Consider the following 26,888-nt stretch of genomic DNA (forward strand, 5'->3'; position numbering starts at 1 on the left):
GGCCAACATGGCGACGTGGACGGGTACCGGGCAACGACGTACGGCGAGGCCTTCGCCGACGTCTACGACCACTGGTACGCCGACATCACGTCGCCGGCCGACACCGCGGCGTTCCTCCGGGAGCGGGTCGACGGGCTGGTGGTCGAGTTGGGCAGCGGGACCGGACGGCTCGCCGAGCCGATACGTGCGGCCGGCCTCCCGGTGATCGGTCTCGACGCCTCCATGGCGATGCTCCGCCGTTCGGTCGACCAGGTCCCGCTGGTCCCGGTGGTCGCCGCCGACATGATCGAGCCGCCGATCCGGCCCGGGTCGGCGGCGGCCGTCCTGGTCGCTTTCAACACCCTCTTCAACCTCCCGACCAGCGCGATGCAACGCATGGCGCTCACCCGCGCTGCCGGCCTGCTGCGCTCCGGCGGCATCGTCGTCATCGAGGCCTTCGTTCCCGGCGACGGGGCGGACGAGCGGTCGGATCACGTCGACGTCGTGCGCCTCGACGCCGACTCGGTGGTGCTCCGAGTCAGCCGGACCGACCCCGAGACCTGCACGGTCTCGGGGCACCACGTCGAACTGCGCGACGGCGAGCCCGTACGGCTGCGCCCCTGGCACCTGCACTACACCGATCCGATGGGCCTCGACCGGCTGGCGGAATCGGCCGGGTTGTCGCTCGTGGCCCGATTCGGAGGCTGGCGAGGCGAGCGATTCGACGACGAGAGTCCGACCCACGTCAGCGTGTTCAGCGCGGCGAGTACCCGCCGATAGTCTCCGCTGCTGTGAGCCAGCTGCGCCTGAACCCCTTGACGGGTCGGTGGGTGACGATCTCGTCGACCCGCGCCGAACGCCCGGGTCACTTCGTGTCGCGCCAGCTGCCCGTCGAGGCCGAGCCCGGTCGCCCGTGCCCGTTCTGCCCGGGGAACGAGGAGGCGACGCCGCCGTCGCTCGAGGAATACAGCACCGAGGGTTCGTGGCTGGTCCGCGTGGTCCCCAACAAGTACCCGGCGTTCTCCGGCAACGAGCCGATGCGGGTGACGAACCTCGGACCGGTCTTCACGCAGGCCAACGCCTCGGGCATCCACGAGGTCCTGGTGCTCTCACCCGAGCACGACCAGTCGTGGGGCGACCTCGACGACAAGCAGACCGGTCTGGTGATGGCGGCCATCCGCGACCGGATGGAGGACCACGCCCGCCAGTCGGGCACCCGCTACACGCAGGCCATCGTCAACGCCGGCCGCGAGGCCGGCGCCTCGATCGAGCATCCCCACGGACAGCTGCTCGGCATCCCGTTCGTACCGGGCGAGATCGCCGACGAACAGCGTGGATTCGATCGATTCGACGGGTCGTGCCTCCTCTGCACCGTGGCCGAGGCCGAGATCGACGTCGGCCACCGCCTCGTCCACGCCGACGACCGCGTCGTCGTCGTGTGCCCCTACTGGAGCGGGGCTCCCTACGAGATGCTCGTCATCCCGCGCGGTCACCACGAGCACCTGACCGCGGCCTCTCCCAAGGAACTGGTCGCCGTGGGCAAGTCGATCCGCGATGCGCTCGTCCGACTGCGCTCGGTCGTGGGCGACGTCGCCTACAACCTCGTGTTCCACACGGCGCCGCACAACCATCCCGGCGCCTTCCACTGGCACGTCCACCTCACGCCCCGGCTGACCTCGGTCGCCGGCTTCGAACAGGGAACGGGCGTGATGATCAACATCGTGGCGCCCGAGATCGCCTGCGAGCAGCTGCGCGCCGTGGACGTGTGAGCGCGCTCGACACCTGGCCCTTCTGGGCGCCCAGTCAGGAACACGCCGTCGAAGCCGCACTCGACCTCGCCGGCATCGGACCCGGGACCCGGGTGTGCGACCTCGGCTGCGGCGACGGACAGGTGCTGCTCGCGGCGGCGCGCCGTGGGGCCGTCGTGTCCGGGATCGAGGCCGACCCGGATCTGGTCGACGAAGCACGCCAGAACCTCGCCGACGCCGGCATCGACGCCGACATCCGTCTGGGCGACCTGTTCGACCCCGACCTCGAACTCGACGCCGACGTCTTCTTCGCCTACCTCGCACCGGCGACGCTGCAACGCCTGCTGCCCACGCTCCAACAGCACCGCCACGCCACACTCGTCACCGTCGACTTCGACGTCCCGGCGCTGACGCCGACACGCCGCGGCAACCCCGCACGCCTCTACCGGATGCCCGGACGGAGGCGGCCCGTGCCCGCACCGGGATGGCCCACGGCCGGAACGCTGGTCGCGACCGACCCGGACTGCCAGTCGCTGTCGTGCCTCGACCTCGTGCATCCGGGCGGCCCGTGCGACGTCCGCCTGTCCGGTGAGTTCGACGGCATCGCGACCGTCCTCGGCGGCGCCGACCGGCTGGCCGAACCCGCGCACCTTGCGGTCGACCTGCGATGGGAGTCGCTCGACGTCGGCACCGTGGTCGCGGGCACCGTGCACGTCACGGGCGCCGACGACCACGCGCTCGTGGTGGTCATCACCGAGGAGGACGACGGCATGTGGGAGCTCTCCCCTGCCGCCGTACGAGGCATCCAACGCGCGCTCACCGGCCCGGATCCGGCGACGACGCTCGCCGAACTGCTCGCCGCGACCGCGGTCTGACCTCCGCTCAGCCCTCGGCGGCGTTGGCCAGGTCGTACACCCGTCGTTTCGAGACGCCGTAGCGGTCGGTCACCGCGGCGACGGCGTCGCGCGTCGAAGCCCCGCCGCGACGCTCGGCGGCGAGCGCGGCGACCAGGTCCTCGTCGGTCGCCTCTGGTGCGGGCGATGCCCCCGCGAGGACGACGACGAACTCGCCACGAGGCTCGTGGTCGACCAGCCAACGAGCAGCTTCGGCGAGGGTGCCGCGGAACCACTCCTCGTGCAGCTTGGTGATCTCCCGACCGAACACGACGCGCCTCGACGGGTCGCATCGATCCAACAGGTCGTCGATCGTGCGCACCATCCGGTGCGGGGCCTCGTAGAGGATCGCCGTCCGTTCCTCGGCGGCGACGGCAGCGAGTCGGCTGCTCCGTCCGGATCCCTTCCGTGGGAGGAAACCCTCGAAGACCCACCGACTCGACGGCAGCCCGCTGGCGGCGAGCGCCGCCGACGCGGCAGTTGGTCCCGGGACCACCGAGACGTCGATCCCGGCCGCGATCATCGCCTCGACCACCACGGCCCCGGGGTCCGACACCGAGGGCATGCCCGCGTCCGTGACCAACGCCACCACGGCACCGGCCTGCGCCTGGTCGACCAGGCGAGTCGCCGCCTCGGCCTCGGTGTGTTCGTTGACGACGACGAGCTTCGGCGCGGCGATCCCCGCCGCGGACAACAGTCGTCCCGTGCGCCGCGTGTCCTCACAGGCGAGGACGTCGGCTTCAGCGAGCACCTCCGCCGCCCGGGGCGACAGGTCGCCGAGGTTGCCGATCGGCGTACCGACGACGACCAGGCGGCCCCTCACTCCCGAACCTCGAGAACCTGACCGGCCGCCAACTCCCAGTGGCGGAAGGCCCCGACTTCGGCTTCGAGCACCTTCGCGGCCCGGGGCACGGGCATCCCGAGACGGTTGCGCGCCATCGTCGTCGTGCGCAGCACGGTGCCATCGGCGGCGAGGTGGGCGACGTCGATCGCGAACCGCATGCCGATGGTGTGCACCGAACGGGCAGGGTCGATCAGCAGTGCGCCCTCGATGCCGTCGCGGCCGAGGAGGCCCCGGCGGCGTTCGTCGCGCGTCGTGGCGAGCTCGAGGCTCGCCAGCACCGTTCCCTCACGCAGCAACCACGGCACGACGTGAGTCAAACATTGAAACGGAAGTCGAGCACGTCGCCGTCGGCGACGACGTAGTCCTTGCCCTCGACCCGCAGCTTGCCGACGTCGCGCGCCGCGCTCCACGAGCCGCACTCCAGCAGTTCGTCCCACTGGATGCACTCGGCCCGGATGAACCCGCGCTCGAAGTCGGTGTGGATGACACCGGCGGCCTCGGGAGCCTTGGCGCCGGCGCGGAACGTCCACGCTCGCGTCTCCTTCTCGCCGGTCGTGAAGTACGTCCGCAGCCCCATGAGCTCGTAGGCGGCGTGGAGGAATCGTGGCAGCGCGCCCTCGCCCAGTCCGAGCCCCTCGAGCATCTCGAGTCGCTCCTCCTCGGTGTCGAGCGAGGCGGCTTCGGCCTCGAGCTGCACACACATCCCGACGACCTCGGCAACGCCCGACATCTCGGCCTCGACCGGAGCGGTGATGGCTGCGATGTCCTCGATGTCGTCCTCGCCGACGTTGACGATGGCGATGACCGGCCGGTTGGTGAGCAGGAAGTGCTCGCGCAGGAGGGCACGGTCGTCGGCCTTCAGGTCGGAGCGGTAGATCGGTGTCCCCTCGGCCAGCACGTCGACGGCACGTTGCAGGGCATCGATCTCCGGCAACAGCGACTTGTCGCCCTTGGACGCTCGCTTCTTCTTGTCGAGCTGCCGCTCGACCGTGTCGAGGTCGGCGAGGGTGAGCTCGATCTCCACGATGCGGAGGTGCTCGAGCGGGTCGGACGGGCCGGGCACGTCGCCGTCCTCGAACGCACGGAGCACGAAGACCACGGCGTCGACCTCGCGGATGTGGCTCAGGAACTTGTTGCCGAGTCCCTCTCCCTGCGAGGCGCCCTCGACCAGTCCCCCGATGTCGACGAACTGGACCGACGCCGCGATGATCGTCTTGGTGCGGCTCATCTCGGCGAGCTTGCCGAGACGGTGATCAGGCACCTTGGCCACACCGACGTTCGGGTCGGTCGTGGCGAAGGCATACGGCGCAGCGAGTGCGCCGCCGCCGGCGAGGGAGTTGTACAGCGAGGACTTGCCCGCGTTGGGCAGTCCGACGAATCCGAAGCGTTCCATGGAGCCAGCGAGGCTACGCGACCGCGGCAGAATGACCGCCATGACGGACGCTGCCAGCCTCGATGCCGGGCGGTCGGTGCTCGATCGGGTCTTCGGCCTCGTACGGACGCTGGTCGGCACGGTCCTCGGGTGGATCCAGTGGCTGGTGATCATCAGCGTCGCGCTCGCCCTGGTGAACGCTGGGCTGTTCCTGTACTCACAGCGCGACGAGTCGAGGCTCGCGATCGCCCTGGTGGTGCTCGCGGTGCTCCTGCTCCCAGCGCTGTCGCTCGCGACGCTGGGCCGGCGGTTCGCCCGGTTCCGCGACGGCGTGGCCACCGTCGGCGAACGCCTCCCGGAGCTCACCTCGCTCCCCCGCTCGGTCGTCGACGGGTTCGCCGAGGTGGCGCCATCGCTCGAGTCGACGACACGCCGGCGTCTCCCTGGACGACTCATCGGCACGGCACGAGCCCTCGCCCGGGTCGGGGCCTTGGTCCGGTCCACGATCGGCCAGCACAAGGAGCTGTTGTCGGCGTCGGCCACCGTGGTCCAGTACGGGCCACGCGACGTCCTGTTGGCGATCTACGGGGTCGTCGGCATGGCCGTACTGGGCCTGCTGGTGCCGGTGCTGGCCCTGTACGCGCTGGTCACCATCTGATCGCGAGCGAGCCGTCGGTAGCCTCGGTTCGTGCACCCCCGCGAGGCCCTCGAACGAGTCATCTACCTGCTCGACCGCTCGCTGGCCGACGGCAACAAGGTGCGGGCCTACCAACGGGCGATCGAGATCGTCGACGAGGTCGGTGACGACGAACTGTCGGCACTTCACGAGCGCAACGCACTGACCGAACTCGCGGGCATCGGGAAGTCGACCGGTGCGGTGATCGCCCAGGCACTCGACGGCGAGGTCCCGAAGAAGATCGCGGAACTCGAGGCGTCGACCCGTATCGAGGCATCCGAGGGCGCGGATCTGCGGGCAGCGCTCAAGGGCGACTGTCACATGCACTCGGTCTGGTCCGACGGAGGAGCGTCCATCGAGGCGATGGCCGCGACGGCGCGGTCGCTCGGCCACGACTACATCGTGATGACCGACCACTCCCCTCGGCTCACGATCGCGCACGGCCTCGACCGCGACCGACTGAAGGCACAACTGGACGAGATCGCGGCCGTCAACGACCGCTTCGACGACGGCTTCCGGATCCTCACCGGCATGGAGGTCGACATCCTCGCCGACGGCACCCTCGACCTCGACGACGACCTCCTCGACGAACTCGACATCGTCGTCGCGAGCGTCCACTCGAAGCTGTCGATGGATGCCAAGGACATGACTCGCCGCATGGTCATGGCCGTCGCCAGCCCGCACGTCGACATCCTCGGCCACTGCACCGGCCAGAAGGTCCCGGGCCGGAAACGCCAGGTGGGCAAGAGCGACTTCCCCGGCCGGGTCGGGTCGCAGTTCGACGCCGACATGGTCTTCGCGGCCTGCGCCAAGTTCGACACCGCGGTCGAGATCAACTGCCGCCCCGAGCGTCAGGACCCGCCGGACCACCTCCTCGAACTCGCGCTCGAGTGGGGCTGCAGGGTCGCGATCGACACCGATGCCCACGCTCCGGGCCAACTCGAGTTCCAGGCCTTCGGCTGCGACAAGGCCGCTCGGCACGGCATCACGGCCGACCGCATCGTCAACGCCATGACCGCCGGCGACCTGCTCGACTGGGCCGCCGCCCACCCCACTTCCTGAGGTCGCGGGTTGACGCGGGACGTCGGCCCCGGCATCCTTGAGGCGATGAAGTTCCTCGACCTGGACCTCCTTCTTCTCACCTAGGCGAACGCCACATATCGCGTTCGTCCCACCTCCTGCGCCTCCGGCCAGGAGGTTTCTTGCTTTTCCAGGTCCAGTTCACCGCAGACAACCCACCCACACCGAGGGAAACGACATGGCTCCTCAGCCCGCACAACCCGTTCCTGGCATCAAGAAGATGGCCTTCGACAAGTACGTGCCGTTCGTGCCCCTCGGCGCCGACGGCGACGGTCGTCTCGCGCTCCCCGACCGCACGTGGCCGGACAAGCGCATCGAGAAGGCACCGCTGTGGTGCTCGGTCGACCTGCGCGACGGCAACCAGGCGCTGATCGACCCGATGGACCCGCAGCGCAAGCGACGGATGTTCGACACCGTCGTCGCCATGGGCTTCACCGAGATCGAGGTCGGCTTCCCGTCGGCGAGTCAGCCCGACTTCGACTTCTGCCGCCAGCTCATCGAGGAAGACCTCATCCCCGACAACGTCTGGATCCAGGTCCTCACCCAGTGCCGGCCGGAGCTCATCGAACGCACCTACGAGGCCATCGCCGGCGCACCGCGGGCGATCGTCCACTTCTACAACTCGACCTCGGTGCTCCAGCGCCGGGTCGTGTTCGGCGAGGACAAGGACGGCATCACCGACATCGCGGTCAACGGGGCGAAGCTGTGCCGCAAGCTCGAGGAGACGATCCCCGACACCCACGTCCGCTACGAGTACTCACCCGAGAGCTTCACCGGCACCGAGGTCGACTACGCGATCGAGATCTGTGACGCCGTTCGCACGGCGATCGATCCCGGCACCGACGACAAGCTCATCATGAACCTGCCGGCGACGGTCGAGATGTACACGCCCAACGTCTACGGCGACGTCATCGAGTACTTCCATCGCAACGTGCCGCACCGCGACCAGGTCGTGTTGAGCCTGCACCCGCACAACGACCGCGGGTGCGCCGTCGCCGCCGCCGAGTTCGGCGTGATGGCCGGCGCCGACCGGGTCGAGGGCACGCTCTTCGGCAACGGCGAACGCACCGGCAACGTCGACGTCGTCACGATCGCGCTGAACCTGTTCAGCCAGGGCGTCGACCCCGAACTCGACATCACCGACATCGACGCGATCCGTCGAACGGCCGAGTACTGCAACCGGCTCCCGGTCCATCCACGCCACCCCTACGTGGGCGACCTCGTGTACACCGCCTTCTCCGGCTCGCACCAGGATGCGATCAAGAAGGGCTTCGCCGCCCTCGCCGAGACCGTGCCCGAGGGCGGTGGCCACGGCGACTACCCGGTCTGGGAAGTCCCGTACCTGCCCATCGACCCGATGCACGTCGGCCGCACCTACGAGTCGGTCGTGCGGGTCAACAGCCAGTCCGGCAAGGGCGGCGTCGCCTACGTCATGCACGAGGAGCACGGCTTCGATCTGCCCCGTCGACTCCAGATCGAGTTCTCACGGACGGTCCAGGGTGTCGCCGAGAACACCGGTACCGAGATCACGGCCGGCGAGATGTGGACGCAGTTCGAGGCCACCTACCTCGCGCCGGGCGGCATCGAACTGCGGACCTACGAGCTGCACACGACCGACACCGGCGCCGAGATCACGGCGCAAGTCGACACCGCGGACGGACCAGCGACGGTGTCGGGGAAGGGCAACGGCCCCGTCTCGGCCTTCGTGCACGGATTGGCCGAACACCTCGGCATCGAGGTCGACGTCCTCGACTACAGCGAGCACGCCATCGGCGCCGGCGCCGACACCCAGGCCGTCGCCTACGTCGAGATGCAGACGGCGGCTGGCGAGGTGCACTGGGGCGTCGGCGTCCACGACAGCATCGTCGCGGCCTCACTCCGGGCCGTCCTCTCGGGTGTCAATCGCCACCGCTGAGGGCACCTAGCCTGCCCGGATGCGTCGTTTCGTCGTCATCCTGATCACCAGCCTCCTCGGCCTCACCGCCTGCGGGGGTGACAGTGGACCCGGCCTCGACGAGTACGCCGACGCGCTCGCCGAAGGGATCCTCGCCGACGACAACGACGACTCGCTCGATACCACCGACGACGAAGCCCACTGCATCGGCGACGCGACAGCGCCGATCATCGGCCTCGACGCGCTCGAGGAGGCCGGGACACCGGAAGAGGTCACCGAACTCGCCGAGGACGACCTCTCGGCCTTCGACCTGAGCGACGGCAAGGCCATCGACATCGCGACCGCCACCTTCGACTGCGTCGACGGGATCGTCGACCAGCTCATCGAGAGCTTCGAGACCGGGAGCGACGACATCGACCAGTGTCTGGCCGACGAGCTGGAAGACGCCCAACTCATCCCGCTGCTGGCCATCTCGCTCAAGGGCGCGGACGTCACCGAAGAGGACACGGCCGATCTGACCGAGACGCTGGTGGCGTGTTCGGGCGGGGACGACGGCGACGAGGAACGGCTGGCCTACGAGAGCGCCCTCACCTCGTTCCTCATGAGCGACGCCGCCGGAGAACTCGGTGACACCGAAGCGACCTGCATCGCCTCGGAAGCACTCGGGATCATCGGCCGTGACCGCACCGTGGCCCTGGGCACGCCGGACGAGTTCGTGGCGGCGACGACCGACGACCTCGATGCGCTCGAACTCACCGACCAAGAGATCATTGCGGTGGCCGACGCGTACATCGGCTGCGCCCCGGGGGTCGTCGACGAGCTCCGCACGGCGTTCGTGGCCGGCACCGGCATCACCGGCGAGCCCGCCGTCTGCCTGACCGAGGCGGTCGACGACTACGTGGCCGCACAGATCCTCGCCCTGTCACTGTCGGGCGCCGACCGTCCTGCAATCCTCCAGAGCCTCCAGTCGACCGTCCAGACGTGCGCGTGAGCCCGCTGCTCCTCGACTCACTGATCGTCGGGGACGACGCATCGTCTTGGAGCGCCGCCGGGTTCACCGTGGTCGACGGCTCGGTGGCGGTCGGGGCCACGACGATCTCGTGCGCAGGCGACGACGCTCCGCCTCGGTGGAGGCTGCGCGCCGACGGGGGTTCGGTGCCGGCGTCCGTCGACGGCATCGCGACGTCGATGGCGGATGCTGACCGGGATGCTGAACGGGATCTCGTGACGCCCGATCATCCCAACCGCGTCGTGGCCATCGACCATGTCGTCCTGGCGTCACCCGATCTCGACCGCACGACCGAGACCTTCGCCGGCCTCGGGGTCGACTGCCGCCGGATACGCGACGTCCCCGGAAGCACCCCGGCCATGCAGCAGCGGTTCTTCCGCCTCGGTCCGGTCATCCTCGAACTCGTCGGCTCACCCGAATCCTCGGGTGACGGGCCGGCGAGCATCTGGGGGCTTGCGTTCACCGTCGACGACATCGATGCTGCCGCAGCGCACCTCGGGTCGGCCTGCGGCGCGCCGAAGTCCGCCGTGCAACCGGGGCGACGAATCGCCACCGTGCGCACGAGGGACCTCGGCATCTCGCTTCCGGTGGCGCTCATGTCCGGGGCGCCACCTGCTCGCTGAGGATCAGCGGTTGTCGTAGTCGTGGCGGGCGAGCGCCGCGACCAGCCACGAGCGACTCCGGTCGAGGGGCCGCTCGATCCCGGCCTCCTCGGCGCGACGGACCAGTTCGGGATCGTCGAGCTTCTCGAGATCCTCGGTGTGGGCATGGAGATCGCGCAGCGAGTCGCGCTCGACCGTTCCGCGCCACGCCCCGGTCGCCTTGCCACGAGCCTCGATGAAGTCCTTGAAGTCCTCGAGGTCCTTCTTGGTCCGGTCGGTGATGTAGCCACCCCAGTCGGCGACCTTCTCGAGGAAGCCCTGCGGGTCGACGTCCATCTGCAGGACGACGCGGGTGTGGTCGTCGTCGAGGGGATGGAAGGTCACCACGCCGGCGTTGCTCGTGCCGTCGGTCGCGGTCCAGGCGACGCGCTGGTCAGGCGTCTGCTGGGTGATCTCGGCCTTCCACTCGCGGGAGATGCCGCTGATCTTCGCCTTCCACAGCACGTGGGTGTCGTCGAGCTGGCGGACGTCGACGATGTGCTTCATGAAGATGGGGAAGTCCTCGAACTGGGTCCACTGGTCGTAGACGGTGCGTACGGGGAGGTCGAGTTCGATCTCGTGATTCATCGTGCGGTTCCTTCCGTTGCGGGCGACAAGTGGTGCCTTACCCACGACGGCGCAACACGAGACGTCGGCGTCTTCTCATTGGGGGATCTCGCCCCGGGTTCGTAGGCTCGAAGATCGTGCTCACGGCCACTGGACTCTCTCTCGCGCACGGCAGCCGTGTCCTCTTCTCGGACGCGTCGCTGTCGCTGTCACCCGGTCGACGGGTCGCGCTCGTGGGGGCGAACGGCCAGGGCAAGACCTCGTTGCTCGACATCCTGGTCGAGAACACGAAGCCCGACTCCGGCTCGATCACCAAGCCGAAGGACATGCGCATCGGCTACCTGGCGCAGGAGATCCCGACCGAGGACGACGGATCGGTGCTCGACACGGTGCTCGGCGGTCGGCCCGACATCATGCACCTGCACCACACGCTCGCCGCCGGTCCGACCGACACGACGCCCGAGGCACTGGACCGCTACGGCGACGCCCAGACGCGTTTCGAACAGCTCAACGGCTACGCGTTCGAGGCCGAGGCCCACGGCGTGCTCGCCGGCCTCGGCTTCGCCACCGAGGACGCCGACCGGCCCGTCGCCGCGCTCTCCGGTGGTTGGCGCATGCGTGTGGCACTGGCGCGGCTCCTGCTGTCGTCGCCCGACCTCCTGATCCTCGACGAGCCGACCAACCACCTCGACCTCGACTCGGTCAGCTGGCTCGAGGCCCGCCTCAAGTCGTGGACCGGTTCGCTGCTGTTCGTCTCGCACGACCGCGACTTCATCGACAACATCGCGACCCACGTCGTCGAACTCGCGAACGAGACGCTGACGGAGTACGTCGGCGGCTTCGCCGAGTTCGTCGTCGAACGTGAGGAACGGATCGAGCGGCTCCAGGCGCAGGCTGCATCGCAGGCCAAGCAGCGGGCGCAGACGGAGAAGTTCGTCGAGCGGTTCCGCTACAAGGCCACCAAGGCCCGGCAGGTCCAGAGCCGGATCAAGATGCTCGAGAAGCTCGAGAAGATCGAGGTCCCGGAGCGCAAGGAACTCCAGGCCCGGTTCCAGTTCCCCGAGCCGCCGCGCACGTCGCGAGTGGTCGCCGAGCTGAAGGACATGACGGCCGGCTACGGCGACACGCCCGTCCTCCGCAACGTCTCGATCCACGTCGAACGTGGCCAGAAGCTCGCGCTCGTCGGACCCAACGGCGCCGGGAAGACGACGCTGTTGAAGATGCTCCTCGGTGACCTCCCCCCGATGGAGGGCACGGCCGAGGTCGGTCAGAGCGTCACCGTGGCGCGGTTCGAGCAGCACCAGGCCGACGAACTCGACCCCGACCAGATGGTGCTCGAGGTCGCTCGCGACGGCATCGGCTCCGACACGCCGCGCGGCAAGTCGTTGCGCACCTACCTGGCGTCGTTCGGGTTCCGCGACGACGCTGTCGAGCGCCAGGTCGGCGTCCTGTCCGGCGGCGAGCGCACACGCCTCGCGCTCGCCAAGGTGATGGCCGAGCCCGCCGGCCTGCTGATCCTCGACGAGCCGACCAACCACCTCGACCTGGCCAGCTGCGACATGCTCGAGGATGCTCTGAGCGTGTACCCGGGCACCGTGCTGCTCGTGACCCACGACCGGTACCTCATCCGTTCGGTGGCCGATGACGTCGTCGACGTCCGAGACGGGACCGCGATCTTCCATCACGGCGTGCCCGAGTCGGTGCTCAACCCGGCCGGTCCCACCACGCGTCGCGACACGTCCGGCAAGGAACGCCAGACCAAGAAGGCCGCACCGAAGAACCGCCCAGCCAACAAGCCCGCCAAGAAGCAGGACAAGAAGCAGGCCAAGGCGACACCTCCCCCGCCTCCGGCGAAGAAGAAGCCCACCACCGATCCACAGAAGACCCGGGAGCTGCGCAAGCAGGTCAACCGGCTGGAGAAGAAGTGGGAGCAGGCGGAGGCGAAGGTCGCCGAGCTCCAAGCAGAACTCGCCGACCCCGACGTGTACGCCGACACCGACAGGCTCGTCGATCTCCAGAGCCGGCATGACGCCGCCAAGGACGCTGCGGCGACGTTGATGGCCGAGTGGGAGCAGGCGGCCACCCAGCTCGAGAGCGCCGACTCCTAGAGTCGGCGGCCCATGCTCGACCACGTCTTCACCGATGCCATCGGTGCCCTGCGCGACGCCCTCGAAGCGGCGCTCCTCGAACGGATGTCGCCCGACGAGCACTTCCAGCTCGACGTCCTGACCGGCGACACCACGTGGGAGACCTCGTACGGACTGCCGGGCGAGGGCACGCCACCACGGGTCCGCGCCGACATCACGCTCGACTGGCCGACATGGTCGCAGAGCGCGTTCCGGTCGTGGCTCCGCTCCGAGGAGACCGACGAGCCGCCGCGCATCGAGATCAGCGTCGTCCTCCGCCTCCAGGACCTCTCCTCGCTCCCCACACCGTCGTCGGTGATGGAGGCGCTGCCGAACGAGAGCGCGCCGATCGGTGGGATGCGCCTCGCCCGGACTGCACCGACGGTCGAGACCGCCTACACCGACGAACTCGTCGCCACCGGCCACGCCATGGAGTTCGGGTTCGAGGGTGAGTACGAGCTCGACGACAAGGCGCTGACCGACGGCTCACAACTCGACGACCACTTCTCCGCGATGGGCACATGGATCGCATCCATGCTCGTCCGTCTCGGCGACCTTCCCCTGGAGTACCGCACATGAGTGACACCGTTCTCGTCTCCCGCGACGGCGCCGTGGCGACCGTGACCATGAACCGCCCGGCGGCCCGCAACGCGCTGAGCCAGGAACTGCGGCGGGCGCTCTGGAAGTCGGTCGCCGAACTGGAGGCCGACGACACGGTCGCCGCCATCGTCCTCACCGGCGCCGATCCCGCCTTCTGCGCCGGACTCGACCTCAAGGAACTCGCCTCGACCGCAGGCGCTGCCCTCGGGGAGACCGGCGCCGCCGGCGAGACCTCGTCCCAGCGCGGACCGGTCCCCCCGCTGACCAAGCCGCTGATCGGTGCGGTCAACGGCGTCGCCGTGACCGGCGGCTTCGAGGTCGCCCTGGCGTGTGACTTCCTCATCGCCTCCGAGAAGGCAGCTTTCGCCGACACGCACGCCCGCATGGGGATCATGCCCGGTTGGGGCCTCACCGTCCTGCTGCCCGAGGCCATCGGCTACCGGCGGGCCAAGGAGCTGTCGACCACCGGCAACTTCCTCGACGCCCAGACCGCGCTGTCGTGGGGTCTCGTGAACCACGTCGTCCCTCATGCCGAGTGCGTGCCCTTCGCCCAGAAGCTCGCCGCCGACATCGCCTCGAACGATGCGGTCGCGGTTCGCCAGATGTTGGCGACCTACGAAGCCGGCGTCCTCGTCGACCGCGAGGAGGCCTGGGCGATCGAAGGCCGCGTCGCCGGCGAGTGGCAGTCGGGCGGCCGCGACGGCGCCGATCTCGAGGCACGCCGCAAGGCCGTCACCGAACGCGGCCGCTCCCAGGTCTGAACCACCCCCACCCACCTCCACCCCCCCACCCTCCCACCCTCCCCCCCTCCCGCACACCTCCCGTTCTGGTGGGTCGATGTGACCACCAGATGGCGTGATCGTTCACCAGAACCGGCTGGGGGGGCGGGGGTTTGCGGGGGTTTGCGGGGGTCGGTCGGGTCAGCGGGTCATGAGGTGCACGGCGCTCGGATCGATGGCGAGGCGGACGTGATCGCCGACCTTCCATTCGGGCTCGGCGCGGACGTCGAGTGGCGGGCTGTCGTTGCCCGCCACCACGGCGAACGCGCTGCCGCCGCGGAAGATCCGCCCGGTCACGACGCCGTCGACGTCGCCGTCGGGGGATGGTGCGATGCCGTCGGGGCGCACGAGCACGGAGACCGGGCCGTTCGCCTGTGAGGTGGGGAATCGGCCCCATGCGCACACGACCGACCCGTCACGCACGACGCCGTCGGCCACGTTGCGGTGACCGACGAGGCCGGCGACAGCGGCGGAGACCGGATGGGTCAGCACCTCGCCCGGGTCGGCGATCTGGGCGATGCGTCCGTCGAGCAGGACGGCGACCTTCTGACCGAGCGCACCGGCCTCGGTGGGGTCGTGGGTCACCGCGACCACCGTGACGCCCAGCGAGTCGAAGATCGAGCGCAGTTCGAGGAGCAGTCGCTCGCGGAGCAACTGGTCCAACGCCGCGAGCGGTTCGTCCAACAGGACGACACTCGGCCACGGCGCCAGCGCGCGGGCGAGGGCGACGCGCTGCGCCTCGCCGCCCGAGAGCGTCGCGGGGTCTCGGCCCTCATAGCTCGGCAGGCCGACGACCGACAGCACCTCGGCCACCCGCTCCGGTCGCGCCGAACGCCCCACACCGCTCATCCGCAGACCGAAGGCGATGTTGCCGCCGACGTCGAGATGCGGGAACAGCGCCTGGTCCTGGAACACCACGCCGACACCTCGCTCGTGGGTCGGGAGCGAGGTCACGTCCACCCCGTCGATGGTCACGGCGCCGGCATCGGGTGACTCGAGTCCGGCGATGATGCGCAGGAGCGTCGACTTCCCGCTCCCCGACGGCCCCAGCAACGAGAGCGTCGTGCCGTCGTCGACGTCGAGCGAGACGTTGCGGAGCACCGACGTCGCGCCGAACGACTTCGACACCCCCGCGACGATGACGGCAGCCATCTAGAACCCACCGACCCGGGCGTCACCGACGCGGTCGACGATCAGCATCACGAGCGTCGTCATCGCCAACAGGATGGTGCTCAGTGCCATCGCCTGCCCGACGTTCAACGCTCCCGGCTGACCGAGCGCCCGGAAGATCGCCACCGGGACGGTCGGGGCGTCGGCGCGTGCGATGAAGACGGTTGCGCCGAACTCCCCCAGCGAGATGGCGAACGCGAAGCCATAGGCCACGAGCGCAGGACGCCGGAGGAGTCGGAGGTCGATGGCGGTCCAGACCCGCCACGGCGACGCGCCCAGCGAGGCAGCGGCGTCGCGGAGTCGAGCGGGGACGGCGTCGAGTGCCGGGAGCACGGTCCGCACGACGAACGGGACGGCGATGATCGCCTGCGCCGCCGGGATGAGGATCGGCGACGTCCGGAGATCGAGCGGGGGTTCGTCGAGCGCGATCAGGAACCCGAGACCGATGGTCACCGCGCTGGTGCCGAGCGGCAACATCAGAGACCCGTCGGCGAACCCTCGAGCGCGCCCACCGAGTCGGTGCAGTCCGATTGCCGCGAGGCCGCCGACCACCAGCGCCGTCGTCGCTGCAGCGAAGGCGAACAGCAACGAGTTCCGGATCGCCTCGATCGGGGGCACGAACGCCACGCTCCCACGGCCGACGGTGTCGAGCGCCCGGTAGTAGGCGAGACCGGGTCCGGACGCGTTGTCGAACGACCGCCAGACGAGGGACACGATCGGGATGCCGAGCAGTGCACCGGACGAGACAGCCGTCCAAGCGACGAGGAGCCACTGCACGCCGGACGGGCGGCGCAATGTGGAAGCGCCCGAGCGCAGCCGCCCGCTCCCGCGTCGCACCCCGGCGCGGCGGTACAGCACGAGCGCAGCGATCACCGCCCCCAACTGCAGCAGCGACAACACCGCCGCCACTCGCAGGTCGAGCAGTTCGGTGGTGACCCGGTGGATCTCGACCTCGATCGTGGCGATGCGCGGCCCGCCGAGGATCTTGACCACGCCGAACGACGTGAACGTGAACAGGAACACGATCGACGCAGCACCGGCGAGGGCTGGTCGCAACTGCGGCAACGTCACCGTGCGGAAGGCGACCCATCGAGACGCCCCCAGCGTCCGGGCGGCCTCCTCGGTCGCCGGATCGATCGCCAGCCATGCGGCACCGACGGTGCGGGCGATGACGGCGTAGTTGAAGAAGACATGGGCCACGATGACGGCCGCAGCGGTCTGACGGAGGCCACCGAGCGGTCCCCCGCGATCGAACACGGCGAGGAATGCCGTTCCCACCACCACCGTCGGCAGCACGAACGGGACGACCAACAACGCGGAGAACAACGACCGGCCCGGGATCCGCACACGGCCGATGACCCAGGCGGCCGGCAGCGCCAGCACCACCGTCGCGGCGGTCGACACCGTCGCCTGCCACAGCGTGAACCAGGCGACGCGGCGGGTGGACGACGACGTGAGGACGTCGACCACGGCCCCGAGGTCCCACGAGCCGCCGTCGCGCAACCCGGTCGAGATCAACGTCACGGCCGGTACCGCGAAGAAGACGGCGAGGAACGCGACGGGCGCGGCGAAGACCGCCGCCGTGACGACACGACGGCGGTCGACGCTCGCGGTCATCGCAGGACGATCTCGGTCCACTCCTCGATCCAGTCGTCACGGTGCTCGGCCACCACGTCGGGGTCGACAAGGTGGGGGTCCTCGGCTTCGGCGCCGTACTGCACGAACTCGTCGGGCAACGTCACGTCGATCACCGGGTACACGAACATGTTGAGCGGGATGTCGGCCTGGAACGTCTCCGACAACAGGAAGTCGATCAGTTGCTGGGCCTCGGCTTCGTGCTCGGTCCCCGACAGGATGCCGGCGAACTCGATCTGACGAGCGCACGACTCCACCACCACACCGGTCGGGGCGTCGTCGAGGGGTTCCTCGGCGAAGATCACCTCGGCGGGCGGGCTCGATGCGTAGCTGACGACGAGCGGACGGTCGCCCTCGCTCCCGGCGCTCCCCGAGAAGCTGCCGTAGTAGGCCTCCTCCCAGCCTGCAGCCACCTCGACATCGTTCGCGACGAGCGAGGTCCAGTAGTCCTGCCACCCGTCCTCACCGAACTCGTCGATGGTGGCGAGGAGGAAGGCGAGCCCGGGCGACGACGTCGCCGGGTTCTCCACCACCAGCGTTCCCGCGTACGCGGGATCGATGAGGTCCTGGAGCGACGTCGGCGGCTGGAGGTCGGCGTCGGCCAGCGCCGCCTTGTCGTAATTGAGGCACACGTCGCCGGTGTCGATCGGCGTCACCCGGTGCTCGTCGTCGAGTTCCAGGGCGTCGTCGACACCGGCGAGCGCCGGCGACTCGTAGGCGATGAAGAGGTCCTCGTCGAGCGCCCGCGACAGGAAGGTGTTGTCGATGCCGAACAGCACGTCGCCCTGGGGCTTGCCCTTGGTGAGGATCGCCTGGTTGACGACGGCGCCGGCATCGCCCGACGGCAGGAGATCGACCGCGATGCCGGTCGTGGCCGTGAACTCGTCGAGCACTGCTTCGGAGATGTTGAAGCTGTCGTGGGTCACGAGGGTGATGGTCACGTCGTCGTCGGCGGCCTGTGGGCTCTCGTCGTCGTCGCCGCACGCAGCGACCACGAGGGATCCGGCGAGCAGGGTCGCGAGGAGTCGACGGGTGGGGTTCATGGGGTGTTCTCCGTGGTTCGGGGGACGATGCAGATGGCGACGCCGGCGTGCACGGTCACCGTGCAGGTGTCGGCCAGCGTGGAGTTCGAGACGCCGCGGGTGGTGCCGGCGGTGAGGAGCGATCGGTCGAGCGGCCACTGCACGCCGGTCACCGAGACCATGGCCTCGCCGTGGACCGGGATGATCGACAGCGTGGTGTCTGCCGGCCAGTGACCGACGAGTTGGTCTCGCACGACCCAGGCCGAGCCCAAGCCGAGCACCAGCTCGATCGAGAGCGCCGCGAAACGTGGCGAGGCGGCGACCAGCAGGTTCGCCAGCGCGTGGTCCGGACGCCCGCCTTCGAGGCCGACGACGAGGACGCGCGCCGGGCCTCGCTCGGCCGCGACCTCCAGGGCCAATTCGAGATCGGTCGCCTGCTTGTCGGTCGGATACCGACGGACGTCGGGGGCGAGGTCGTCGAGACGGACGACGAGATCGGGGGCGAGCGAGTCGAAGTCGCCGACCGCCACGTCGACGTCGAGGCCCATCGACCGAGCGAGGGTCACACCGGAGTCGGCCGCCACGACCCGCGCGCCACCGAGCGCGCTGGTGTCGAAGGAGACCGGTGCTCCTCCGGCGACGACGACGATGTCGGGCGGACCGATGCTGTCCACGACTTCCCTCCGCTGGCATTACCCAGATCAGGTTCCAGGGTCGGTGACGGCGTCGGTCACCCTCTCAGCCCGGTGCCCCGAGCTCCCCGCGTCGGCTCTTGTGCGACGCATCGACAAGTGTAGGAGACGCGAGCGTGGTGTCCCACCGACGGCTCGACGGAACAAAAGGGAGATTCCCCCCATCGCCGCAGATCTCCTCGATTCCCCCGGAAAACGGCGTACTGTCGAGACAGACACGACACGCCCGAACCACACCATCGCACTCGTCAACGCACATCACGGGGGTCGTCCATGAGCAGGACGCACGCAACTTGTCGTCATTGTGGATTCGGCGTTCCCGCCGACTCGCCCCTCTGCCCGGGCTGTCGACGACCGGCCGTCGACGACTGGCGCAAGAAGGTCCGCACCCAACACCGCGTGCAGCGGCACGCTCGGCGGGAAGCGACCCCTCCCCTGCAGGAGGACGGCTACCACTCCCTGCTGGTGCCGGCGACGATCGCCCGCGCCATGCTCTCGCTCGCCGCCGCCGTCGGCCTCGTGTGCGCAGCGGCGTTGACCGCCGACACGCTCCGCGTCGACGATCCGATCGTGACCCTGCAGTCGACCGAGATCGATCTCGACGCCGTCGCCCGGGCAGCCACCGGAGCGTTCCTGGTCGTGCTCGCACTGACCGGCGTCACCTTCGTCACCTGGGCGGTCCTGGCCTACCGCAACCTCCCCGCACTCGCCATCGAGGAGCGTCGGTACTGGACCATCTGGCTGATCGTCGGTTGGGTGATCCCCGGCGCCAACCTGCTCGTGCCCAAACTCGTGGTCGACGACCTCTGGCGCGGGTCGAGCCCCGACGCCGGGATCGACGGCGGCGACGCATGGCAGCGCCGGCCCGTGGCCTCGATCGTCAACCGCTGGTGGTACTCGTTCCTCACCACGCCGGCGATCGCGTATCTCGGTGTCGTGCTCGCCCGGGGCGGCCTCGACGAGTTCGACCAGCAACTCGCCGTCGGTGGCGCCGCGGTGGCCGCGTCGATCTCGATCGTCGTGGCCGCGATCGCCGCTCGCCGCATGGTCGCCGTCGTGACCGTGGCCCAGGCACGACGGGCTGACGTCATCGTCGACATCCGTGACAGCCGCCGTTCGGCGATGGACCACCTGCTCTCGATGGAGCGCTCGAGGACGTGACCCGAAGAGATCATTGCGGGTTGGTGAACGGACCCCTACCGTTGACCCGACCCTGACAACGGATCAACGACCCCTCACACGGGCGGATCCACCCCTTTGGAGGTAACCCCTGTGCTGAACCGACGATGGTTCCGCGTGCTCGCATTGCTGCTGGGCCTCGCGCTCTTCACCGCCGCGTGCGGTGACGACGACGACACCACGAGCGGCGATGACGACACCGAGACGCCCGACGACGGCGACACCGGCGAGACGCCCGACGCCTCCGGCGACGCGGCAGTCACGCTCGACGATCGCTGCGCCGAGGCCAAGGACGCCGGAGTCGAAGCGCCCGACGGGTTCACGGTTCGCCTGATCACCGACATCGGCAAGGTCGACGACCGCACCTTCAACCAGTTCGCGTACGAGGGCATGCAGGCCGCAGCCGACTGCTTCGGCTTCGACACCAGCTTCATCGAGACCGCCTCCGAGGCCGACTACGCGACCAACATCGCCACGTCGCTCGAGGGCGGGCCCGACGCCATCGTCACCGTCGGCTTCCTGCTGGCGACCGACACGCTCGCCGCGGCCGAGGCCAACCCCGACGTCAGCTTCATCGGCGTCGACCAGTTCCAGCCGGAGTTCCCCGACAACTACGTCGGCGTGCAGTTCCGTGAGGACGAGGGTGGCTGCCTGGCCGGCGTCGCCGCCGGTCTGCTCACCGAGAGCAACGTCATCGGTGTCGTCGGTGGCCGCGAGGACGTCCCGCCGGTCGTCCGCTACGTCAACGCCTACGAGTCCTGCGCCAAGCAGGCCAACCCCGACGTGCAGGTCCTCTCGACCTACAACGAGTCGTTCAACGACCCGGCCAAGGGTGCGTCCGACGCACAGCAGTTCCTCGGCGAGGGCGCTGACGTGATCTTCGGTGCTGGTGGCCCCACGGGCTCCGCCGGCGTCGTCGAGGCCACCAAGGCCGGGGTCTGGGGCATCGGCGTCGACCAGGACGAGTACTTCTCGACCTTCGACGGCGGCAGCGCCGAGGGCGCCGACAAGCTGGCCACCTCGGCCATCAAGCGCGTCGACCTCTCGGTCTTCGACAACATCGTGAACCTGCTCACCGGTGACTTCGCCGGTGGTTTCTTCACCCTGACCGCCGAGAACGCCGGCATCACCTACGCGCCGTCGCACGACGCCGACGTCCCGCAGGACGTCCTCGACGCCCTCGAGGAGACCCGCGTGGCGCTGGCCGAAGGCACCTACGAGATCGGCGTCGATCCGATCACCGGTCTGCCGGAGTAGACGTCCGAACACCGCGAATCCGACCCCCCGGCGTTCCGTGCCGGGGGGTCGTTCGCGTCTGTGAGAAGATGCCCGCGTGTCCGTGGGCCCCGACGCAGCACCGGTTCTCGAAGCTCGGAAGATCACCAAGACCTTCCCTGGCGTGATCGCCAACCAGGACGTCGACTTCGCGTTGCACGAGGGCGAGATCCACTGCCTCCTCGGTGAGAACGGCGCAGGCAAGAGCACGCTCATGAACGTGCTCTACGGCCTCTACGCACCGACGGGTGGCGAGATCGCCGTCCGGGGCGCTCCTGTGCGCTTCGAGAGCTCGGCCGATGCCATCGCTCGTGGCATCGGGATGGTGCACCAGCACTTCCAGCTGATCCCGACGTTCACCGTCGCCGAGAACGTGGCACTGGGCAACGAGGTCACGACCCGGTACCGCAACCTCGACATCGGCGCGACCCGTGACCGCATCGTCGAGGTCGGTGAGCGCTACGGCCTCGACGTCGACCCCGACGCGATCGTCGGTGACCTGTCGGTGGGCGTGCAGCAGCGGGTCGAGCTCATCAAGGCACTCGAACGCGACGCCGAGATCCTCATCCTCGACGAGCCCACGGCGGTCCTGACCCCGGGCGAGGTCGACGACTTCTTCGACGTCGTCCGGACGCTCGTCGACAAGGGCAAGTCGATCGTCTTCATCACCCACAAGCTGCGCGAAGTGCTCGCCGTCGCCGACCGCATCACCGTGCTCCGTGGCGGACGGGCGGTGGGCACTGCAGACCCTGCGACCGCGACCGAACAGGATCTCGCCAACCTCATGGTCGGACGCGACGTGGTGTTCACGATCGACAAGCCGCCGGCGCACCCCGGGGACGTCGCCCTCCGACTCCGTGACGTGAGCGTGACCGACGGGCGGGGCGTCGACACGTGCCGCGCCATCGACCTCTCGGTCCGTGCCGGCGAGATCTTCGGCATCGCCGGTGTCGAGGGCAACGGCCAGCGCGAGTTGGTCGAGGCCATCACCGGCATGCGGACGCCGGCGGGCGGGTCGATCTCCCTCGGCGACGACGACATCACGCACGCCTCACCACGAGAGGTCGCCGACCTCGGGGTCGGCCACGTCCCCGAGGACCGGAACCGCCACGGGGTCGTCGGCCCGTTCTCGATCGCCGACAACATGGTGCTCAACCGCTACCACCACGCCCCGTTCTCCCAGCGGTTCCTCCGGCGAGACGCTCCGATCCGCCAACTGGCCACCGAACTCGTCGAGCAGTACGACGTCCGCACGCCGAGCATCGACGTCCCGGTCGCCACGCTGTCCGGCGGCAACCAGCAGAAGGTGATCGTGGCCCGGGAGATGTCCCGGCCGCTGCGCCTGCTCGTCGTCGCCCAACCGACCCGCGGGCTCGACGTCGGATCGATCGAGTTCATCCACCGCCGTATCGTCGAGATGCGCGACGCCGGTGCCGCCGTCCTCCTGGTGTCGGCCGAACTCGACGAGATCCTGTCGTTGTCCGACCGCATCGGGGTCCTCTACCGCGGCGAGATGGTGGGCGAGTTCGACCGGGCCGACGCGACACGAGAACGGATCGGCCTGCTGATGGCGAGTGGCCGGATCGACAGCGAGGTCACGACATGACCGGGTCCAAGAACCGATTCGGCGCCGAACTCCGACGCAGCATCGATCTCCAACCGGTCCTCGTGCCCGTGCTGGCGATCGTGTGTGCGTTCGCCGTCGGGGCGATCGCGATCCTGGCGATCGGCGACAACCCGGTCGAGGCGTACTGGGCACTCCTCCGCGGGATGTTCGGAAGCGGCGACCGCATCGCGGCATCGCTCGGCCGTTCGACGCCCTTCATCGGCGCTTCCCTCGCGGTGGCCTTCGCCTTCCGGGCCGGACTGTTCAACATCGGCGCCGAGGGCCAGCTGCTCGTCGGCGCGACCGCCGCCGCGTGGATCGGCACGTGGGCATCGGTCCGTGATCTCCCCGGCATCGTCGCCATCGTCGTCCTCCTCGTCGCCGGTGCCGGTGCCGGATTCGCCTACGGCGCGGTCCCGGGCCTCCTCAAGGCCAAGACCGGGGCACACGAGGTGATCGTGACGATCATGTTGAACTCGATCGCCCTGCTCTACGTGCGCTGGCTGGTCAACAGCCAGGACCCGGTGATCCTCCGTGACGCCAACAGTTCGGTTCCGCGGACCGCACCGATCGAGGACGCCGCCCGGTTGCCGACCCTCGTCGAATCACAGCCACCCCTGCATCTGGGGTTCTTCGTGATGGTCGCCCTCGCCATCATCGTGTGGTTCGTGCTCCAGCGCACCAGCTTCGGGTTCGAGGTGCGCACCGTCGGCACCAACCCCGAAGCCGCCCGGTACGCAGGCATGGACGTCGGACGAACGATCTTCCTGGCCATGGCGATCGCTGGTCTGCTCGCAGGCATCGCCGGCGCCGGCGAGATCAGCGGCACCAGCGGATTCCTCTCCCCCGGCGTCTTCATCAACATCGGGTTCGACTCGATCGCCATCGCCCTGTTGGCCCGAGCCAACTCCTTCGCCATCGTGCCCGCCTCGATCCTGTGGGGTTCGATGCTCAGCGGCGCCGGCCTCATGCAGCAGGAGGTCGGCCTGTCGATCGACGTCGTGCGCATCGTGCAGGCCCTCGTCCTCCTCTTCGTGGCCGCCGACGTGATCGTCCGCACCGTCTTCCGGATCCGCAAGGCGAGCGACGACCCGCTCGCCACCTCGACGTTGGCCTCGGGATGGGGCGGTCAGTGATGCGTCTCGGTCGCCTCCAGACCATCGGGCTCGTCTTCGGCTTCGTCGGCCTCTTCCTCGTCGCGTACGTCGCTCCCAACGTGACGTCCGAGACCAAGGGGTTCACGTTCGACACCCCGCCCGACCCTCCGACGCTCACCTTCACGCCGGGCGTGGCCATCGCGACCATCGGCGTGCTGTACCTGCTGACCGCCGTCGCCTCGTTCTTCGAGTCGCGCTCGCGGCGCACCGCGCAGATCGCGCTCGTCGGCGCCGGGGTGCTGTTCCTGCCGCTGATCATCGTGGTGGCGCTGGCCCTGTCGGAGTCGTCGGGGACCAACGTCGTCCAGCTCGTCGTCGAGTCGCTGCGACTCGGCACACCGGTCGCGCTCGGCGCCATGGCCGGCCTCTGGTGCGAACGCTCCGGCGTGGTCAACATCGGCATCGAGGGGATGATGCTCGGGAGCGCCGGCGTCGGCTTCATGATCTATTCGCTGCTCGGCGACGCCAGCTCCGTGCCGTGGCTGTGGGCGTCGATCGGCGTCGCCGTGCTCACCGGCGGCCTCATCGCGGCGCTCCATGCGCTGATGTCGGTGACCTTCCGCGTCGACCAGATCATCTCCGGCGTAGTCGTGAACCTGCTCGCCCTCGGCGTGACCGGGTTCCTCCGTTCCGAGGTGATCGTCCCCTCGGGCATCACCAGCGGCACGCCGACGTCGGACATCGCCATCCCGTTGCTCAGCGCGATCCCCGTCATCGGGCCGCAGCTCTTCGACGCCCGGCCGATCTTCTTCTTGATGTTCGTCGTGGTGACCGCAAGCTGGTGGGTGCTCTGGCACACCAAGTTCGGCCTGCGGGTGCGGTCGGTCGGCGAGAACCCGCACGCAGCAGAGACCCTGGGCATCGACGTGATCCGCACCCGCTACGTCGCCGTCATCATCGGCGGCCTGATCGCCGGGCTCGGCGGCGCCTGGTTCTCGATGGAGAGCCAAGGCGGGTTCCAGGACAACATGACCAACGGTGCCGGCTTCATCGCCCTCGCCGCCCTGATCTTCGGCAAGTGGCGGCCCTGGACGGCGTTCGGCGGTGCGATGTTGTTCGGATTCACCCGGGCATTGGGCTCGCGTCTCCAGATCCTCGGTGTCGAAGTCGGCGACTTCGAGATCCCGTCGGAGTTCTGGCAGTCGCTCCCGTTCGTCGTCACCATCGTCGTCGTCGCCGGCCTGATCGGCCGAGCGATTCCGCCGGCATCCATCGGTCAACCGTTCGAGCGCAGCCGATGACCACCGAGGTGGACTGGGCATCGCTCCGGAGCGCGGCAGCGGGGGCCACGGCCAACTCGTACTCGCCGTATTCGAACTTCCCGGTGGGCGCGGCAGCCCAGACCTCGGACGGACGGCAGTTCACGGCGACCAACGTCGAGAACGCCAGTTACGTCGCAGGCATCTGCGCCGAGACCGCCCTGGTCGGCGTGCTCGTCGCCAACGGCGTCGGCCGTGGCGACATCGTCGCCGTCGCCGTGACCGACCCTGCGGGCGCCCCCCTGTCGCCGTGCGGACGCTGCCGTCAACTGCTGCACGAGATCGGCGGCGGTGACCTCCCCGTCAACGAGCAGACCATGCGTGCGCTCCTCCCCGACGCCTTCGAACCGGAGGACCTGGCCTGATGGCGACCGACATCCTCGACGTCCTGCGGACCAAGCGCGACGGCGGTGCGCTCACCGACGAGCAGATCCGGTTCTTCATCGACGGCTACACGGCCGGCACCATCGCCGACGAACAGGCCTCGGCGTTGCTCATGGCCATCGTGTTCCGGGGCATGGAGCCTCGGGAGCTGGCGACGTGGACCGCGGCGATGATCGACACCGGCGACCGTGCCGATCTCTCGTTCCTCGACCGGCCCACGGTCGACAAGCACTCGACCGGCGGCGTGGGCGACAAGGTGTCGCTCATCCTGGTTCCGCTGGTCGCGGCATGCGGCGCTGCCGTCCCGCAGTTGGCCGGCCGAGGGCTGGGCCACACCGGCGGGACGCTCGACAAGATGGAGTCGATCTCGGGTCTGACGACGATGTTGTCGGCCGAGCGGTACCGACAGGTCCTCACCGACGTCGGCGGGGTCATCGCCGGCGCCAGCGGCGACATCGCCCCCGCCGATCGCAAGCTCTACGCGCTTCGTGACGTCACGGCCACGGTCGAGTCGATCCCCCTCATCGCCTCGTCGATCATGTCCAAGAAGATCGCCGAGGGCACCAAGGGCCTCGTCCTCGACGTCAAGGTCGGCTCCGGGTCGTTCCTCGGCGACGATGCACTGACCAGGACACTGGCCGAGACCATGGTCGCCATCGGCAACGACAACGGCGTCCGCACGGTGGCGTTGCTGACCGACATGGACCAGCCGATGGGGCGAGCGGCCGGCAACGCGCTCGAGGTCACCGAGTCGATCGAGGTGCTCCGAGGCGGAGGCCCCGGCGACGTCCGCGAGATCACGCTGGCACTCGCCCGCGAGATGCTCGCCATCGCCGAGATCGACGTCGATCCCGAACCAGTCCTCGACGACGGACGGGCGATGGAGGTCTTCGAGCGTCTCGTCGCCGCCCAGGGAGGTGACCTGTCGGTCCCCCTGCCCGTGGCCGGCCATGTCCACGCCGTCGAAGCGCCGACGAGCGGGTACCTCCAGCGACTCGACTGCAAGGCCGTCGGCGTCGCGGTGTGGCGTCTCGGTGCCGGACGGGCCCGCAAGGAGGACGACGTCAGCTACGGCGCCGGCGCCATGGTCGAAGCCCGCGTCGGCGATCGAGTCGAAGCCGGACAGCCATTGCTCGTGCTGCACGCCGACGACCCGGCGCGCGTCGACGGGGCGATCGCTGCGCTCGACGGCGCCATCGACATCGGCGACGAGCGCGTCGAACCGCGTCCGCTCATCGCCGATCGCATCGCCCCCTGACCGTCAGCCGAGACGGTCGGCAGGCTCCCGTCCTGTGGGGATA

At 69.3% G+C, this 26,888-nt stretch carries 26 protein-coding genes and 1 riboswitch; of the genes, 18 read left to right on the plus strand and 8 right to left on the minus strand.

Annotated features, from left to right (window positions below):
• The first annotated feature begins 15 nt into the window (after positions 1-15).
• Genes AB8619_RS13245 through AB8619_RS13255 form a run of 3 tightly spaced genes read left to right on the plus strand, consistent with a single transcriptional unit; the run spans position 16 to position 2,602 of the window.
• Complete coding sequence (locus AB8619_RS13245; protein WP_436793102.1) at positions 16-759, plus strand: methyltransferase domain-containing protein; 744 nt, start codon at positions 16-18, stop codon at positions 757-759.
• An 11-nt stretch (positions 760-770) separates the two neighbouring features.
• Complete coding sequence (gene galT / locus AB8619_RS13250) at positions 771-1,748, plus strand: galactose-1-phosphate uridylyltransferase (RefSeq protein ID WP_436793103.1); 978 nt, start codon at positions 771-773, stop codon at positions 1,746-1,748.
• Positions 1,745-2,602 carry a class I SAM-dependent methyltransferase gene (locus tag AB8619_RS13255; RefSeq protein WP_436793104.1) on the plus strand — a complete coding sequence of 286 codons (858 nt, stop codon included), beginning with the start codon at positions 1,745-1,747 and terminating at the stop codon, positions 2,600-2,602. The genes galT and AB8619_RS13255 overlap by 4 nt, the downstream gene beginning before the upstream one ends.
• 7 nt (positions 2,603-2,609) lie before the next feature.
• On the opposite strand, the gene rsmI is transcribed toward AB8619_RS13255, so the two are convergent.
• From rsmI to ychF, 3 genes are read right to left on the minus strand one after another with little or no spacing between them, the layout of a single operon-like run.
• Positions 2,610-3,443 carry a 16S rRNA (cytidine(1402)-2'-O)-methyltransferase gene (gene rsmI / locus AB8619_RS13260; RefSeq protein WP_436793105.1) on the minus strand — a complete coding sequence of 278 codons (834 nt, stop codon included), beginning with the start codon at positions 3,441-3,443 and terminating at the stop codon, positions 2,610-2,612.
• Positions 3,440-3,769: a DUF192 domain-containing protein gene (locus tag AB8619_RS13265; RefSeq protein WP_436793106.1), complete on the minus strand. Its 330-nt coding sequence runs from the start codon at positions 3,767-3,769 to the stop codon at positions 3,440-3,442. Before AB8619_RS13265 ends, rsmI begins: the two co-directional genes overlap by 4 nt.
• 8 nt (positions 3,770-3,777) lie before the next feature.
• Positions 3,778-4,857, minus strand: coding sequence for a redox-regulated ATPase YchF (gene ychF / locus AB8619_RS13270; protein WP_436793107.1), 1,080 nt, complete (start codon positions 4,855-4,857; stop codon positions 3,778-3,780).
• A 40-nt stretch (positions 4,858-4,897) separates the two neighbouring features.
• On the opposite strand from ychF, the gene AB8619_RS13275 reads away from it, so the two are divergent.
• The 5 genes from AB8619_RS13275 (at position 4,898) to AB8619_RS13295 (ending at position 10,118) form a co-directional block, all read left to right on the plus strand.
• The gene (locus AB8619_RS13275) at positions 4,898-5,494 is read left to right on the plus strand and encodes a hypothetical protein (RefSeq protein ID WP_436793108.1); all 597 of its coding nucleotides are present in this window, start codon (positions 4,898-4,900) and stop codon (positions 5,492-5,494) included.
• Between the two features lie 30 nt (positions 5,495-5,524).
• Entirely contained in the window at positions 5,525-6,574 is a 1,050-nt protein-coding gene (locus AB8619_RS13280) for a PHP domain-containing protein (protein ID WP_436793109.1), read from the plus strand.
• 196 nt (positions 6,575-6,770) lie between these two features.
• Positions 6,771-8,507, plus strand: coding sequence for a 2-isopropylmalate synthase (gene leuA, locus AB8619_RS13285; protein WP_436793110.1), 1,737 nt, complete (start codon positions 6,771-6,773; stop codon positions 8,505-8,507).
• A gap of 19 nt (positions 8,508-8,526) precedes the next feature.
• Positions 8,527-9,477, plus strand: a complete 951-nt coding sequence (locus AB8619_RS13290; RefSeq protein ID WP_436793111.1) for a hypothetical protein — start codon at positions 8,527-8,529, stop codon at positions 9,475-9,477.
• A complete protein-coding gene (locus AB8619_RS13295) occupies positions 9,468-10,118 on the plus strand; it encodes a VOC family protein (RefSeq protein WP_436793112.1) in 651 nt (216 codons plus the stop codon). The genes AB8619_RS13290 and AB8619_RS13295 overlap by 10 nt, the downstream gene beginning before the upstream one ends.
• A gap of 3 nt (positions 10,119-10,121) precedes the next feature.
• On the opposite strand, the gene AB8619_RS13300 is transcribed toward AB8619_RS13295, so the two are convergent.
• Positions 10,122-10,724, minus strand: a complete 603-nt coding sequence (locus tag AB8619_RS13300; RefSeq protein WP_436793113.1) for an SRPBCC family protein — start codon at positions 10,722-10,724, stop codon at positions 10,122-10,124.
• A 116-nt stretch (positions 10,725-10,840) separates the two neighbouring features.
• Here AB8619_RS13300 and AB8619_RS13305 point away from each other — a divergent pair, with 116 nt between their 5' ends.
• Genes AB8619_RS13305 through AB8619_RS13315 form a run of 3 tightly spaced genes read left to right on the plus strand, consistent with a single transcriptional unit; the run spans position 10,841 to position 14,190 of the window.
• Positions 10,841-12,811, plus strand: a complete 1,971-nt coding sequence (locus tag AB8619_RS13305; protein ID WP_436793114.1) for an ABC-F family ATP-binding cassette domain-containing protein — start codon at positions 10,841-10,843, stop codon at positions 12,809-12,811.
• A gap of 12 nt (positions 12,812-12,823) precedes the next feature.
• Positions 12,824-13,408, plus strand: coding sequence for a hypothetical protein (locus AB8619_RS13310; protein WP_436793115.1), 585 nt, complete (start codon positions 12,824-12,826; stop codon positions 13,406-13,408).
• Positions 13,405-14,190: an enoyl-CoA hydratase gene (locus AB8619_RS13315; RefSeq protein WP_436793116.1), complete on the plus strand. Its 786-nt coding sequence runs from the start codon at positions 13,405-13,407 to the stop codon at positions 14,188-14,190. The genes AB8619_RS13310 and AB8619_RS13315 overlap by 4 nt, the downstream gene beginning before the upstream one ends.
• Before the next feature lie 159 nt (positions 14,191-14,349).
• On the opposite strand, the gene AB8619_RS13320 is transcribed toward AB8619_RS13315, so the two are convergent.
• The 4 genes from AB8619_RS13320 to AB8619_RS13335 all read right to left on the minus strand — a co-directional run bounded on the left by AB8619_RS13320 (position 14,350) and on the right by AB8619_RS13335 (position 18,709).
• Positions 14,350-15,360 carry an ABC transporter ATP-binding protein gene (locus AB8619_RS13320; RefSeq protein WP_436793117.1) on the minus strand — a complete coding sequence of 337 codons (1,011 nt, stop codon included), beginning with the start codon at positions 15,358-15,360 and terminating at the stop codon, positions 14,350-14,352.
• Complete coding sequence (locus AB8619_RS13325; RefSeq protein ID WP_436793118.1) at positions 15,361-16,995, minus strand: ABC transporter permease; 1,635 nt, start codon at positions 16,993-16,995, stop codon at positions 15,361-15,363.
• A complete protein-coding gene (locus AB8619_RS13330) occupies positions 16,992-18,056 on the minus strand; it encodes a thiamine ABC transporter substrate-binding protein (RefSeq protein WP_436793119.1) in 1,065 nt (354 codons plus the stop codon). The genes AB8619_RS13325 and AB8619_RS13330 overlap by 4 nt, the downstream gene beginning before the upstream one ends.
• Positions 18,053-18,709, minus strand: a complete 657-nt coding sequence (locus AB8619_RS13335) for a thiamine diphosphokinase (RefSeq protein ID WP_436793120.1) — start codon at positions 18,707-18,709, stop codon at positions 18,053-18,055. Before AB8619_RS13335 ends, AB8619_RS13330 begins: the two co-directional genes overlap by 4 nt.
• A riboswitch (TPP riboswitch) is annotated at positions 18,697-18,808 on the minus strand. (Overlaps the previous gene by 13 nt.)
• Before the next feature lie 318 nt (positions 18,809-19,126).
• Here AB8619_RS13335 and AB8619_RS13340 point away from each other — a divergent pair.
• The 7 genes from AB8619_RS13340 (at position 19,127) to AB8619_RS13370 (ending at position 26,845) form a co-directional block, all read left to right on the plus strand.
• Entirely contained in the window at positions 19,127-19,888 is a 762-nt protein-coding gene (locus tag AB8619_RS13340) for a DUF4328 domain-containing protein (RefSeq protein WP_436793121.1), read from the plus strand.
• 135 nt (positions 19,889-20,023) lie between these two features.
• Complete coding sequence (locus AB8619_RS13345; RefSeq protein ID WP_436793122.1) at positions 20,024-21,163, plus strand: BMP family ABC transporter substrate-binding protein; 1,140 nt, start codon at positions 20,024-20,026, stop codon at positions 21,161-21,163.
• Between the two features lie 76 nt (positions 21,164-21,239).
• On the plus strand, positions 21,240-22,787 hold the full coding sequence (locus AB8619_RS13350; RefSeq protein ID WP_436793123.1) for an ABC transporter ATP-binding protein: 1,548 nt from the start codon (positions 21,240-21,242) through the stop codon (positions 22,785-22,787).
• On the plus strand, positions 22,784-23,923 hold the full coding sequence (locus AB8619_RS13355; protein ID WP_436793124.1) for an ABC transporter permease: 1,140 nt from the start codon (positions 22,784-22,786) through the stop codon (positions 23,921-23,923). Before AB8619_RS13350 ends, AB8619_RS13355 begins: the two co-directional genes overlap by 4 nt.
• A complete protein-coding gene (locus AB8619_RS13360) occupies positions 23,908-25,185 on the plus strand; it encodes an ABC transporter permease (RefSeq protein ID WP_436793125.1) in 1,278 nt (425 codons plus the stop codon). The genes AB8619_RS13355 and AB8619_RS13360 overlap by 16 nt, the downstream gene beginning before the upstream one ends.
• Complete coding sequence (locus AB8619_RS13365; protein WP_436793126.1) at positions 25,182-25,568, plus strand: cytidine deaminase; 387 nt, start codon at positions 25,182-25,184, stop codon at positions 25,566-25,568. The genes AB8619_RS13360 and AB8619_RS13365 overlap by 4 nt, the downstream gene beginning before the upstream one ends.
• Positions 25,568-26,845, plus strand: a complete 1,278-nt coding sequence (locus AB8619_RS13370) for a thymidine phosphorylase (protein ID WP_436793127.1) — start codon at positions 25,568-25,570, stop codon at positions 26,843-26,845. The genes AB8619_RS13365 and AB8619_RS13370 overlap by 1 nt, the downstream gene beginning before the upstream one ends.
• Positions 26,846-26,888: the final 43 nt, after the last annotated feature.

Origin of the sequence: Actinospongiicola halichondriae (assembly GCF_049103745.1) — a bacterium.
In the GTDB taxonomy this organism is placed as follows: Bacteria; Actinomycetota; Acidimicrobiia; order Acidimicrobiales; family Salinilacustritrichaceae; genus Salinilacustrithrix; species Salinilacustrithrix halichondriae.

What these genes read in the sequence shown, in the direction of transcription:
- ychF (WP_436793107.1), bottom strand. Translation starts at nt 4,857, where the DNA reads ATGGAACGCTTCGGATTCGTCGGACTGCCCAACGCGGGCAAGTCCTCG.
- AB8619_RS13275 (WP_436793108.1), top strand. Translation starts at nt 4,898, where the DNA reads ATGACGGACGCTGCCAGCCTCGATGCCGGGCGGTCGGTGCTCGATCGG.
- leuA (WP_436793110.1), top strand. Translation starts at nt 6,771, where the DNA reads ATGGCTCCTCAGCCCGCACAACCCGTTCCTGGCATCAAGAAGATGGCC.
- AB8619_RS13290 (WP_436793111.1), top strand. Translation starts at nt 8,527, where the DNA reads ATGCGTCGTTTCGTCGTCATCCTGATCACCAGCCTCCTCGGCCTCACC.
- AB8619_RS13300 (WP_436793113.1), bottom strand. Translation starts at nt 10,724, where the DNA reads ATGAATCACGAGATCGAACTCGACCTCCCCGTACGCACCGTCTACGAC.
- AB8619_RS13310 (WP_436793115.1), top strand. Translation starts at nt 12,824, where the DNA reads ATGCTCGACCACGTCTTCACCGATGCCATCGGTGCCCTGCGCGACGCC.
- AB8619_RS13315 (WP_436793116.1), top strand. Translation starts at nt 13,405, where the DNA reads ATGAGTGACACCGTTCTCGTCTCCCGCGACGGCGCCGTGGCGACCGTG.
- AB8619_RS13320 (WP_436793117.1), bottom strand. Translation starts at nt 15,360, where the DNA reads ATGGCTGCCGTCATCGTCGCGGGGGTGTCGAAGTCGTTCGGCGCGACG.
- AB8619_RS13325 (WP_436793118.1), bottom strand. Translation starts at nt 16,995, where the DNA reads ATGACCGCGAGCGTCGACCGCCGTCGTGTCGTCACGGCGGCGGTCTTC.
- AB8619_RS13330 (WP_436793119.1), bottom strand. Translation starts at nt 18,056, where the DNA reads ATGAACCCCACCCGTCGACTCCTCGCGACCCTGCTCGCCGGATCCCTC.
- AB8619_RS13355 (WP_436793124.1), top strand. Translation starts at nt 22,784, where the DNA reads ATGACCGGGTCCAAGAACCGATTCGGCGCCGAACTCCGACGCAGCATC.
- AB8619_RS13360 (WP_436793125.1), top strand. Translation starts at nt 23,908, where the DNA reads ATGGGGCGGTCAGTGATGCGTCTCGGTCGCCTCCAGACCATCGGGCTC.
- AB8619_RS13365 (WP_436793126.1), top strand. Translation starts at nt 25,182, where the DNA reads ATGACCACCGAGGTGGACTGGGCATCGCTCCGGAGCGCGGCAGCGGGG.
- AB8619_RS13370 (WP_436793127.1), top strand. Translation starts at nt 25,568, where the DNA reads ATGGCGACCGACATCCTCGACGTCCTGCGGACCAAGCGCGACGGCGGT.